General features: G+C 63.0%; 10 protein-coding genes and 5 tRNA genes. 7 read left to right on the forward strand and 8 right to left on the reverse strand.

What is annotated here, in order from left to right; translation table 11 throughout:
* Positions 1–113 precede the first annotated feature (113 nt).
* The 4 genes from EJA05_RS20235 to lpdA are packed head-to-tail and all read left to right on the forward strand — an operon-like array spanning position 114 to position 5,057.
* Positions 114–1,346, forward strand: a complete 1,233-nt coding sequence (locus tag EJA05_RS20235) for a 3-methyl-2-oxobutanoate dehydrogenase (2-methylpropanoyl-transferring) subunit alpha (protein ID WP_125465001.1) — start codon at positions 114–116, stop codon at positions 1,344–1,346.
* A gap of 1 nt (position 1,347) precedes the next feature.
* Positions 1,348–2,406, forward strand: coding sequence for an alpha-ketoacid dehydrogenase subunit beta (locus EJA05_RS20240; protein ID WP_110991900.1), 1,059 nt, complete (start codon positions 1,348–1,350; stop codon positions 2,404–2,406).
* Positions 2,407–3,675: a dihydrolipoamide acetyltransferase family protein gene (locus tag EJA05_RS20245; protein ID WP_125859544.1), complete on the forward strand. Its 1,269-nt coding sequence runs from the start codon at positions 2,407–2,409 to the stop codon at positions 3,673–3,675.
* Positions 3,676–3,677: 2 nt separating this feature from the next.
* Positions 3,678–5,057, forward strand: a complete 1,380-nt coding sequence (gene lpdA / locus EJA05_RS20250) for a dihydrolipoyl dehydrogenase (protein WP_125859545.1) — start codon at positions 3,678–3,680, stop codon at positions 5,055–5,057.
* Between the two features lie 62 nt (positions 5,058–5,119).
* Here lpdA and EJA05_RS20255 read toward each other — a convergent pair whose 3' ends face one another.
* Entirely contained in the window at positions 5,120–6,118 is a 999-nt protein-coding gene (locus EJA05_RS20255; protein WP_125465004.1) for a diguanylate cyclase domain-containing protein, read from the reverse strand.
* 217 nt (positions 6,119–6,335) lie between these two features.
* Here EJA05_RS20255 and EJA05_RS20260 point away from each other — a divergent pair, with 217 nt between their 5' ends.
* Together EJA05_RS20260 and EJA05_RS20265 are read left to right on the forward strand one after the other, a co-directional pair.
* A complete protein-coding gene (locus tag EJA05_RS20260; protein ID WP_125859546.1) occupies positions 6,336–6,854 on the forward strand; it encodes a hypothetical protein in 519 nt (172 codons plus the stop codon).
* Positions 6,855–6,999: 145 nt separating this feature from the next.
* Positions 7,000–8,208, forward strand: a complete 1,209-nt coding sequence (locus tag EJA05_RS20265) for a benzoate/H(+) symporter BenE family transporter (protein WP_125859547.1) — start codon at positions 7,000–7,002, stop codon at positions 8,206–8,208.
* Positions 8,209–8,233: 25 nt separating this feature from the next.
* On the opposite strand, the gene EJA05_RS20270 is transcribed toward EJA05_RS20265, so the two are convergent.
* Positions 8,234–8,310, reverse strand: a tRNA-Arg gene (locus EJA05_RS20270).
* A 94-nt stretch (positions 8,311–8,404) separates the two neighbouring features.
* Entirely contained in the window at positions 8,405–9,007 is a 603-nt protein-coding gene (phnN, locus tag EJA05_RS20275) for a phosphonate metabolism protein/1,5-bisphosphokinase (PRPP-forming) PhnN (RefSeq protein WP_125859548.1), read from the reverse strand.
* Between the two features lie 345 nt (positions 9,008–9,352).
* Here phnN and EJA05_RS20285 point away from each other — a divergent pair, with 345 nt between their 5' ends.
* Positions 9,353–9,679, forward strand: a complete 327-nt coding sequence (locus EJA05_RS20285; protein ID WP_033699552.1) for an Arc family DNA-binding protein — start codon at positions 9,353–9,355, stop codon at positions 9,677–9,679.
* 65 nt (positions 9,680–9,744) lie between these two features.
* Here EJA05_RS20285 and mgtE read toward each other — a convergent pair whose 3' ends face one another.
* The 5 genes from mgtE to EJA05_RS20310 all read right to left on the reverse strand — a co-directional run bounded on the left by mgtE (position 9,745) and on the right by EJA05_RS20310 (position 12,085).
* Entirely contained in the window at positions 9,745–11,187 is a 1,443-nt protein-coding gene (mgtE, locus tag EJA05_RS20290) for a magnesium transporter (RefSeq protein WP_110991908.1), read from the reverse strand.
* 376 nt (positions 11,188–11,563) lie between these two features.
* Positions 11,564–11,640 (reverse strand) — tRNA-Arg (locus tag EJA05_RS20295).
* Positions 11,641–11,712: 72 nt separating this feature from the next.
* Positions 11,713–11,789, reverse strand: a tRNA-Arg gene (locus EJA05_RS20300).
* Positions 11,790–11,860: 71 nt separating this feature from the next.
* Positions 11,861–11,937: transfer RNA gene (locus EJA05_RS20305), tRNA-Arg, on the reverse strand.
* Positions 11,938–12,008: 71 nt separating this feature from the next.
* A tRNA-Arg gene (locus tag EJA05_RS20310) sits at positions 12,009–12,085 on the reverse strand.
* Positions 12,086–12,088: the final 3 nt, after the last annotated feature.

Here is a 12,088-nt window from a genome sequence, read left to right on the forward strand (position 1 = left end):
CTCCTGCCGTCCCCCTATGATGTAACAGACGCTGACCTGCCAGTCACAAGCCGGCACTCAGCGGCGACCGCTTCAAAGCTCACAAAAACAACAGCCGAGCGAGCGTAAAAAGCATGAACGAGTACGCCCCCCTGCGTCTGCATGTGCCCGAGCCTACAGGCCGGCCAGGCTGCCAGACCGATTTCTCCTACCTGCGTCTGAACGACGCGGGTCAAGTCCGTAAACCGCCCATCGATGTAGAACCTGCCGACACTGCCGACCTTTCCGGCAGCCTGGTCCGCGTGCTCAACGAGCACGGCGACGCCGTTGGCCCATGGGCCGAGGGCATCGACGCGCAGGTGCTGCGCCAAGGCATGCGCGCCATGCTCAAGACGCGCATCTTCGACAGCCGCATGGTCGTGGCCCAGCGCCAGAAGAAAATGTCCTTCTACATGCAGAGCCTGGGCGAGGAAGCCATCGGCAGCGGCCAGGCGCTGGCCCTGAACCGCACCGACATGTGCTTCCCCACCTACCGCCAGCAGAGCATCCTGATGGCCCGCGACGTGTCGCTGGTGGAGATGATCTGCCAATTGCTGTCCAACACCCGTGACCCGCTCAAGGGCCGCCAGCTGCCGATCATGTACTCGGTACGCGAAGCCGGCTTCTTCACCATCAGCGGCAACCTCGCCACCCAGTTCGTCCAGGCGGTCGGCTGGGCCATGGCCTCGGCGATCAAGGGCGATACCAAGATCGCCTCGGCCTGGATCGGCGACGGCGCCACCGCCGAGTCCGACTTCCACACCGCGCTGACCTTCGCCCATGTGTACCGCGCCCCGGTCATCCTCAACGTGGTCAACAACCAGTGGGCGATCTCGACCTTCCAGGCCATCGCCGGTGGCGAGTCGACCACCTTCGCCGGCCGTGGCGTCGGTTGCGGCATCGCTTCGCTGCGGGTCGATGGCAACGACTTCATCGCCGTCTACGCGGCCTCGCGCTGGGCCGCCGAACGCGCCCGCCGCGGCCTGGGCCCAACGCTGATCGAATGGGTCACCTACCGCGCAGGCCCGCACTCCACGTCGGACGACCCGTCCAAGTACCGCCCTGCGGACGACTGGAGCCACTTCCCGCTGGGCGACCCGATCGCCCGCCTCAAGCAGCACCTGATCAAGGCCGGGCACTGGTCCGAAGAAGAGCACCAGGCGGTCAGCGCACAGCTGGAGGCCGAGGTGATCAAGGCGCAGAAGGACGCCGAGCAGTTCGGCACCCTGAGCAATGGCCATATCCCCAGCGCGGCCTCGATGTTCGAGGACGTGTACAAGGAAATGCCCGACCACCTGCGCCGTCAGCGCCAGGAACTAGGGGTCTGAGATGAACGATCACAACAACAGCATTGACCTGGAAAACGCCATGTCCACCACCACCATGACCATGATCCAGGCCCTGCGCTCGGCCATGGATGTCATGCTCGAGCGCGACGACAACGTGGTGGTCTACGGCCAGGACGTTGGCTACTTCGGCGGCGTGTTCCGCTGCACCGAGGGCCTGCAGACCAAGTACGGCAAGTCGCGGGTGTTCGATGCGCCGATCTCCGAAAGCGGCATCGTCGGCACCGCCGTGGGCATGGGCGCCTATGGCCTGCGCCCGGTGGTCGAGATCCAGTTCGCCGACTACTTCTACCCGGCCTCCGACCAGATCGTCTCGGAGATGGCGCGCCTGCGCTATCGCTCGGCCGGCGAGTTCATTTCGCCGCTGACCCTGCGCATGCCCTGCGGCGGCGGCATCTATGGCGGTCAGACCCACAGCCAGAGCCCGGAAGCGATGTTCACCCAGGTGTGCGGCCTGCGCACCGTCATGCCGTCCAACCCCTATGACGCCAAGGGCCTGCTGATCGCTTCGATCGAGTGCGATGACCCGGTGATCTTCCTCGAGCCCAAGCGCCTGTACAACGGCCCGTTCGACGGCCACCACGACCGCCCGGTTACCCCTTGGGCCAAGCACCCGCACAGCAGCGTACCGGATGGCTATTACACCGTGCCGCTGGACAAGGCGGCGATCACCCGCCCGGGCAACGACGTCACCGTGCTGACCTACGGCACCACCGTATACGTGTCGCAAGTGGCCGCTGAAGAAACCGGCGTCGACGCCGAAGTCATCGACCTGCGCAGCCTCTGGCCGCTGGACCTGGAGACCATCGTCGAGTCGGTGAAAAAGACCGGCCGCTGCGTGGTCGTGCACGAAGCCACCCGCACCTGCGGCTTCGGTGCCGAACTGGTATCGCTGGTCCAGGAGCACTGCTTCCATCACCTCGAAGCGCCGATCGAGCGCGTCACCGGTTGGGACACCCCCTACCCCCACGCACAGGAATGGGCCTACTTCCCTGGCCCTTCACGGGTAGGCGCGGCATTGAAACGGGTTATGGAGGTCTGAATGGGCACGCACGTCATCAAGATGCCGGATATCGGTGAAGGCATCGCGCAGGTCGAGTTGGTCGAGTGGTTCGTCAAGGTCGGCGACATGATCGCCGAGGACCAGGTGGTGGCCGATGTCATGACCGACAAGGCCACCGTGGAAATCCCTTCGCCGGTCAGCGGCAAGGTGCTGGCCCTGGGCGGCCAGCCGGGTGAAGTGATGGCGGTCGGCAGCGAGCTGATCCGCATCGAAGTCGAAGGCAGCGGCAACCATGTCGATACGCCACAAAGCAAGCCGGTGGAGGCGCCTGCCGCGCCAGTGAAGGCCGAAGCCAAGCCCGAGCCCCGCGTCGAAACAGCGCCTCAGCTTGCAGCGAGCCACACCGCCGCACCGATCGTGCCGCGCGAAGCGCACGAGAAACCACTGGCCTCGCCCGCCGTGCGCAAACGCGCGCTGGATGCCGGTATCGAGTTGCGTTACGTGCATGGCAGCGGCCCTGCCGGGCGCATCCTGCATGAGGACCTCGACGCCTTCATCAGCAAGCCACAGAGCACCAGCGGGCAAGCACCGGGCGGTTACGGCAAACGCACCGACAGCGAACAGGTGCCGGTGATCGGCCTGCGCCGCAAGATCGCCCAGCGCATGCAGGACGCCAAGCGTCGCGTCGCCCACTTCAGCTACGTCGAGGAAATCGACGTCACTGCGCTCGAAGCCCTGCGCCAGCAACTCAACGCCAAGCACGGCGACAGCCGTGGCAAGCTGACCCTGCTGCCGTTCCTGGTGCGCGCCATGGTCGTCGCCCTTCGCGACTTCCCGCAGATCAACGCCACCTACGACGACGAGGCCCAAGTCATCACCCGCCACGGCGCCGTGCATGTGGGCATCGCCACCCAGGGCGACAACGGCCTGATGGTACCGGTGCTGCGCCATGCCGAAGCCGGCAGCCTGTGGAGCAATGCCAGCGAGATCGCCCGCGTGGCCCATGCCGCACGCAACAACAAAGCCACCCGTGAAGAACTGTCCGGCTCGACCATTACCCTGACCAGCCTCGGCGCGCTGGGCGGCATCGTCAGCACGCCAGTGGTCAACACCCCGGAAGTGGCGATCGTCGGCGTCAACCGCATGGTCGAACGGCCGGTGGTGATCGATGGCCAGATCGTCGTGCGCAAGATGATGAACCTGTCCAGCTCGTTCGACCATCGCGTGGTCGACGGCATGGATGCCGCACTGTTCATCCAGGCCGTGCGCGGCCTGCTGGAACAACCTGCCTGCCTGTTCGTGGAGTGACCATGCAACCGATCATCGACACCACCCTGCTGATCATCGGTGGCGGCCCTGGCGGCTATGTGGCCGCCATCCGCGCCGGGCAACTGGGCATCCCCACCGTGCTGGTCGAAGGCCAGGCGCTGGGCGGCACCTGCCTGAACATCGGCTGCATCCCGTCCAAGGCGCTGATCCATGTGGCCGAGCAGTTCCACCAGACCAGCCGCTACACCGAACCGTCGGCACTGGGCATCAGCGTATCTTCGCCACGCCTGGACATCAGCCGCAGCGTCGAGTGGAAGGACGGCATCGTCGACCGCCTTACCAGCGGCGTCGCCGCCCTGCTGAAAAAACACGGCGTGAAAGTGATCCACGGCTGGGCAAAGATCCTCGATGGCAAGAGCGTCGAAGTGGACGGCCAACGCATCCAGTGCGAACACCTGTTGCTGGCCACCGGCTCGAACAGCGTGGAACTGCCGATGCTGCCGATCGGCGGGCCGATCATCTCGTCCACCGAAGCCCTTGCGCCCAAGGCCCTGCCGCAGCACCTGGTGGTGGTCGGCGGCGGCTATATCGGCCTGGAGCTGGGCATCGCCTACCGCAAGCTGGGCGCCAAGGTCAGCGTGGTGGAAGCCCGTGAACGCATCCTGCCCACCTACGACGCCGAGCTCACCGCACCGGTGGCCGATTCGCTCAAGAAGCTGGGCATCGCGCTTCACCTGGGCCACAGCGTCGAAGGCTATTCCGACGGCTGCCTGCTGGCGCGCGATGGCCAGGGCGCACAACTGCGCCTGGAGGCCGATCAGGTATTGGTGGCCGTGGGTCGTCGCCCGCGTACCCAGGGCTTTGGCCTGGAAAGCCTGGACCTGAAGATGAACGGTGCGGCCATCGCCATCGACGAGCGCTGCCAGACCAGCATGCGCAACGTCTGGGCCATCGGCGACGTGGCCGGCGAGCCGATGCTGGCGCACCGGGCCATGGCCCAGGGCGAGATGGTGGCGGAAATCATCGCCGGCAAGGCGCGACGCTTCGAGCCCAGCGCAATCGCCGCCGTGTGTTTCACCGACCCGGAAGTGGTGGTGGCCGGCACTACGCCGGAACAAGCCAGCCAACAGGGCGTGGACTGCATCGTTGCGCAATTCCCGTTTGCCGCCAACGGCCGGGCCATGAGCCTGGAGTCGAAGAGCGGCTTCGTGCGGGTGGTGGCGCGCCGCGACAATCACCTGATCATCGGCTGGCAAGCAGTGGGGGTGGCGGTGTCCGAGCTGTCCACCGCCTTTGCCCAGTCACTGGAGATGGGCGCTCGCCTGGAAGATATCGCCGGCACCATCCACGCCCACCCGACACTGGGTGAAGCCGTGCAGGAAGCGGCGCTGCGCGCCCTTGGCCACGCACTGCACATCTAGAGACACTGAAGCGGCAATAGCCGATTTGGCCCGCAGCGTTACCAGGCGCTGCGGGCATTTTTTTATTCGACGATGGCGTTCTTGCCGGCCGCCTTGGCCCGGTACAGCGCCTTGTCGGCACGGGCCAGCACGGCGCGTTGATCCTCCCCGCCCTGCCATTGCACCACGCCGTAGCTCATGGTCAGCTGGCAATCGCCCACCGGTGCGATGGACGCCACGGCCTGGCGTATCCGGCGCGCGGCTTCGCGTGCTTCCTCCAGGGTCGTCTGCGGCAGGACCACCACGAACTCATCCCCGCCCCAACGCGCCAGCAGGTCCTGGGCGCGCAGGCACTCGCGGATGCACTTGGTCACCTCGACCAGCGCAGCATCGCCACGGGCGTGACCGTGCAGGTCATTGATCGGCTTGAAGTCATCCAGGTCCATGGCGATGACCGCCAGGGGCTGGCGGTAGCGACGGGCGCGCTCGCATTCCTGCTCCAGGGTCTTTTCCAGCCGATAGCGATTGGCGGTACGGGTCAACGCATCACGCTCGGCCAGCTCACGGTTCTCGTCGAGCTGACGCTGCAACTGCTGGTTGACCCAGGACAGCTCGCGAGTGCGCTCGGCCACCTGGCTTTCCAGCGACTGATTGCGTTGCTCCAGTTCGGCGACCAGGCGCTTGCCGGCATCAATGTTGCGATGGGCTCCGAGCATGCGTGCCACCGAGCCATCCTCGTTACGGGCGATGATGTGGCCGCTGTCCTCGATCCACAGGTAGCTGCCGTCCTGGCAGCGGCAGCGGTACTCGATACGGTAGCGCTCATTGCGCTGGTTGATGTAGGCCTCGAAGTGAGCCATCACCCGGGGGAAGTCTTCCGGGTGAATCACGCTCTCCCAGGTCAGGACCGAGTTGGCCATCGAGTGGCTGACGTAACCCAGCATCGCGTACCAGCCTGGGTTGCGGTAGACGTAGCCGGTGTTGGCATCCCAGTCCCAGATGCCATCGCTGATGAGGTCGAACAAAGTGTGAAGTTGCTGCTCGCTGAAACCGGCCGGTACCGGCCTTGGTGCCTGACTCATGGACGCTCTCCTTGGTATCCGGCAACTGCGCCCCGGTCACGGTGCTGCGGATGTTCAACGTGATTGCCGCAGTCGGCAATCCTGTTCCTCTGGGGGGCAAGCATATGCCCAGTACAGCGCTGCCGGAATAGCCCGGGCGGGCTATTTCGACGAGTTGGCGCGCTGGCACAGCTTTTGCCACTTCGATCGCGTTTATTGACCCATTCAAGGAGGAGACATGCTCAGTTCAATCAACGGGATGCCTTGGCAGCCCGCAGTGCAGCCATCCAGCCGCACCGGCAACGAACAGGCGCTCGCACAGGCGCTGCCGTTCCAGCCGATCGCCGCCGCCAGCGGCACCACCGCACAGCAGAACAGCCAGGGCAGCACCTCGCAGCAGAACAGCGAAGACAACCGCAAGGAGGCCTTTGCCAAGCTCATGGTCATGCTGCAGAACCCGGACGTTGCCGCACGCCAGCAGGCCAGCGTCGACAAGCAGCAGCCCAGCGATGCCCTGCAGGAGTTCCGCGACTATATGGACAAGTCGCCAGCAGAGAAGATCAAGGAGAAATACCTCCAGGAGCTAGGCCTGACCGAGGAGGAGTACGACGCGCTGCCACCGGAGAAGAAAGCGCTGATCGATGAGCAGATCGCTCAGCGAATGCAGGATGATATCGAGTCCAAGGCCTTGGCCAAGCTTGGCCAGCAGGCGCAGGGCGCGCAGCAAAGCGATGAGCTCAAGGCTATCGAGCTCTAAGCCAGGCGCGTGGCCTTCCCAAGGCCACGCCTCTCGAGTCAGGGCAGGCTGCCCTTGGCGCCCCGCAGCACTCGACAGCGGGCAAGTATCGGGATTCAATCCAGCCCTCCTCAATCGCCTTGCTACAGGGAATCGGCAATTCGTCATGGACAGACTCAGACAAGATTTCTCGCTTTCGGCGCTGGTCGCCGGCCTGATCGCAGTGATCATCTCCTACGCCGGCCCGTTGATCATCGTGTTCCAGGCCGCCCATCAGGCCCAGCTCAGCAATGAGGCGACCGCCTCGTGGATCTGGGCGATCTCCATCGGCAGTGGCCTGACCGGCTTGCTGCTGAGCTGGAAACTGCGAGTGCCGGTGATCACCGCGTGGTCGACACCCGGCGCGGCGCTGCTGGTATCGATGCTGCCGACGGTGTCACTGGCGCAGGCCGTGGGGGCCTACATCGTTGCTTCGCTGCTGATCGCCGTGATCGCACTGAGCGGCGCGTTCGACAAACTGATGCGCCGCCTGCCCAAGGCGATTGCCGCCGCCATGCTCGCCGGCATCCTGTTCCGCTTCGGTGCCGAGCTGTTCAGCTCCATCCGCCTGCAACCCTTGCTGGTCCTCTCGATGCTCGCGGCGTACCTGCTGTTCAAGCGCCTGTCGCCCCGCTACGCCATCCTCTCGGTGCTGGTGGTTGGCTGCGGGCTCGCCACCAGCATGGGCCAACTCGATACGGACGCACTGGTGCTGGAGCTGGCCGTCCCGCTGTGGACCGCGCCGCAGTGGAGCTGGCACGCCATCGTCAACATTGGCCTGCCGCTGGCGCTGGTGTCGCTCACAGGCCAGTCAGTGCCGGGTATCGCCGTGCTGCGTACCGCCGGTTACCAGACCGCCGCACGCCCGATCGTCTCGGTGACCGCCATCGGCTCGCTGCTGCTGGCACCCTTCGCCTGCCACGGGGTCAACCTGGCAGCGATCACCGCAGCCATCTGCACCGGCCGCGAGGCCCACGAGAACCCCGACAAGCGCTATATCGCCGGCATTGCCTGTGGCGCCTTCTATCTGCTGATGGGCACCTTCGGCGCCACCCTGGCCTCGGTGTTCGCCGCCCTGCCCCGGGAAATGATCGCCGCCCTCGCCGGCCTGGCGCTGTTCGGCGCCATCGCAACCGGGCTGACCGGTGCTATGGCCGATGAAAAGCAGCGTGAGCCTGCGTTGATCACGTTCCTGGTCACGGCCTCTGGCATGAGCTTCCTTGGCCTGGGCGCCGCGTTCTGGGGGCTGATCTTCGGCCTGGTCGCTTTCTTCGCACTCGGTTACACCAGACCGCACACCGCCCACACAGGAGCGCGCGTCGGCGAACAACGTTGAGTTGGTTGGTAATGGAGGGTGTGTATGGCGTCCCAGGGCAGGTTCGAACTGCCAACCTTCCCCTTAGGAGGGGGATGCTCTATCCAATTGAGCTACTGAGACACAGGGGCCGGCAACGGACGTTGCACGGCAGGGACGGCGAGCATGTTACCCAGCGCATCGGCATTTGTCATGTTTCTATCGGGCATTTTGCACGTCAGTCGTTTCCCTGCGCCTGGCCGATGACACCCTCCTGACGCAGCACCCCGAACAGCGCCTCGACGGCGACATCGAGCGCAGCCGAGTTATCCAGCACATGCACCGAGGGATCGTAGGCCTGCAGCCGGGCGCCACGGGCCAGACGCTGCTCGATTTCATCGGCGCTTTCCCGACCGCGAGCAATCAAGCGCTGGCGCAGTACGCCAGGCAGTACGGTCAGGCCGACCGCCAGCAAATCCGGGTAGCGTTGCCGGGCTTCGTTCAGGTATCCACGCGAGCCGTTGACCAGCACCGAACGGCCGGCGGCGAGGCGCCCCTCCACCTGGGCAGGAATGCCATAGCACAGGCCATTGGCTGACCAGAACAGGGCAAACTCGCCCGCAGCACGCATGGCCTCGAAGCGCTCGAGGGTCACTCCCAGCGCACTCTCCCCTTTGGCCTCGGCGGAACGGGTTATGACCCTTCGGGCAACGTCCACACCGTACTTGGCAAGCCGCTCTCGCGCGGCATCAATAAGGGAATCTTTGCCCGATCCCGATGGTCCCATCAGGAATATCAACCGCCCTCTTGAGGACGGTGCGTCGCTTGCGTCATATTGCATAGCCACTATGCTCAAGGTGTGGGAACCTGCGCATTCTAGGGTTTTTCCCTAACCTTTGCTGCCAGTTACCAGATTTTGACGACAAAGGTCTGACGCAACTGCATTCTGCGTCAATGTGAATCTTTTCAAACCAGTACTCATTTCTGATAATTGGTACTGGCAAAAAGCCTGTACCGGAGCCACTATTTGTCACAGAATTGACGCCAAGGAATCGGCGACATGAGGCAAGATGAAAACCCGAAACCACATTACGGTTGAACATTTTGTCGTCGCCGCGGTCGTACTTCCACCGTGCGGCCAATTTGCGAACCGCTTCCCCTGAACCAGAACAACCGGTCAATTTATATGCGCCCATTGAAACAGGCTATTTATTCGAGCCGCACCGCTGACAAGTTCGTCGTCCGCCTGCCAGACGGAATGCGTGAGCGCATTGCCGAGGTAGCGCGCAACCATCACCGCAGCATGAACTCCGAGATCATCGCGCGCCTGGAACAGAGCCTTATCCAGGAAGGCGCGCTGGGCGACGAACTGAGCATGCGCCTGGACAGCCCAGAGCTCAGCCTGCACGAGCGCGAACTGCTGCAACGCTTCCGCCAACTGTCCCATCGCCAGCAGAACGCACTGGTTGCGTTGATCGCACACGATGTGGAAATGGCTGCTGACGCGTCCTGACACAAAGCATCGACACACAAAAAAGCCAGCGCAAGCTGGCTTTTTTGTTGCTGCTGTCCCACCACTCAGAGCAGGAACAGCGTTGCCAATCCCAGGAAAATGAAGAAGCCGCCGCTGTCAGTCACAGCAGTGATCATCACGCTGGAGCCCATGGCCGGATCGCGACCCAGGCGGGTCAGCGTCATCGGGATCAACACCCCCATCAGGGCCGCCAGCAACAAGTTGAGGGTCATGGCCGCCGTCATCACCAGGCCCAATGACCAACTGCCGTAGAGCATGAATGCTACTGCGCCGATCACCCCACCCCATATCAGGCCATTGAGCAGTGAAACCGCCAACTCCTTGCGCATGAGGCGGCTGGTGTTGCCCGGCGACACCTGGTCCAGTGCCATTGCGCGCACGATCATGGTGATGGTCTGGTTACCCGAGTTACCACCGATACCGGCAACGATGGGCATCAGCGCGGCCAGGGCCACCAGCTTCTCGATCGAGCCTTCGAACAGCCCGATCACCCGGGACGCCAGGAAGGCCGTAATCAGGTTGATGGCCAGCCAGGCCCAACGGTTGCGCAGCGAGCGCCAGACCGAGGCGAAGATGTCTTCCTCTTCGCGCAGACCTGCCATGTTGAGCACTTCGCTCTCGCTCTCCTCACGGATCAGGTCGACCATTTCATCAATGGTCAGTCGGCCGATCAGGCGCTCGTTCTTGTCCACCACCGGCGCGGACACCAGGTCGTAACGCTCGAATGCCAGGGCTGCGTCATAGGCATCTTCCTCGGGGTGGAAAACCACCGGGTCATTGGCCATGACTTCCGCGACTTTCTTGTCCGGGTCGTTGACCAACAGCCGCTTGATGGGGAGCACACCCTTGAGCATACCGTCGTAGTCGACCACGAACAGCTTGTCGGTGTGCCCCGGCAGCTCTTTGAGCCGACGCAGGTAGCGCAGTACCACTTCCAGGCTGACGTCTTCGCGGATGGTCACCATCTCGAAGTCCATCAGTGCCCCAACTTGCTCCTCGTCATAGCTCAGCGCCGAACGCACGCGCTCACGTTGCTGGGCGTCGAGGCTTTCCATCAACTCATGGACGACGTCACGCGGCAGCTCCGGCGCCAGGTCGGCGAGTTCGTCGGCGTCCATTTCCTTGGCAGCGGCGAGCAGTTCGTGATCGTCCATGTCGGCGATCAGGGACTGGCGGACGGCGTCGGAAACCTCCAGCAGGATGTCGCCATCACGATCAGAGCGCACCAGCTGCCAGACCGTCAGGCGGTCTTCCAGCGGCAAGGCTTCGAGGATGTAGGCAATGTCGGCGAGGTGCAGGTCATCGAGCTTGCGCTGCAGTTCGACGAGGTTCTGCCGGTGGACGAGGTTTTCCACGAGGTCATGGTGATGACCTTCCTGACGGTGCGTCAGGTCCTCGACCACACGCTGGCGCTGCAGCAGTTCGATCACCTGGGCAAGGCGATCCTGCAGGCTGTCTTGAGCTTTCTTTACTTCTACTTCGGTCATAGGCGAACTCCACCCCCAGCAGCGGAGCACGCCGGGAGAATCAATCGATCAGATCTTGCTGCATGAAGCGTGTTAGGGAGTAACTACTGGGTAAGTCCATGGTGGTATTCCACAAGCCCCGGCGGGGCTGACGGGCGCAATCATACACGGTGTCAGCTGTCGGATCGCTTAAAATTTTGGCCAGAACAATCGTTTGCGCAATAAAGCTGTGACAACACTCGAAGCCAACAGTGCGACGGCCTGAGGCTCACAAAGATCACATACATATAAGGGCTGTTCGGGATCGGGCTATCAACGTGAGTCTAGTCGTGCGTGGACAGAATCAGTGAATGCCGAAAAAGAAAAAGCCCGCTTGAATAAGCGGGCTTTTCAGGTATGGCGGACTCAGCAGGATTCGAACCTGCGACCGCTCGGTTCGTAGCCGAGTACTCTATCCAGCTGAGCTATGAGTCCGTGGTTGGTAGTTTTAGGCCAGATTACCACTGGCTTGTTGAAGTGCCTTTGCAAGCAAAACCACTTCAAAAGTGGCGGACTCAGCAGGATTCGAACCTGCGACCGCTCGGTTCGTAGCCGAGTACTCTATCCAGCTGAGCTATGAGTCCGGGTTGGTAGTTTTAGGCCAGATTACCACTGGCTTGTTGAAGTGCCTTTGCAAGCAAAACCACTTCAAAAGTGGCGGACTCAGCAGGATTCGAACCTGCGACCGCTCGGTTCGTAGCCGAGTACTCTATCCAGCTGAGCTATGAGTCCGGGTTGGTAGTTTTAGACCAGATTACCACTGGTTACTTGAAGCAGCTTTGTAAACAAAACCACTTCAAAAGTGGCGGACTCAGCAGGATTCGAACCTGCGACCGCTCGGTTCGTAGCCGAGTACTCTATCCAGCTGAGCTATGAGTCCGTG

Source organism: Pseudomonas oryziphila (genome assembly GCF_003940825.1).
Taxonomy (GTDB): Bacteria; Pseudomonadota; Gammaproteobacteria; order Pseudomonadales; family Pseudomonadaceae; genus Aquipseudomonas; species Aquipseudomonas sichuanensis.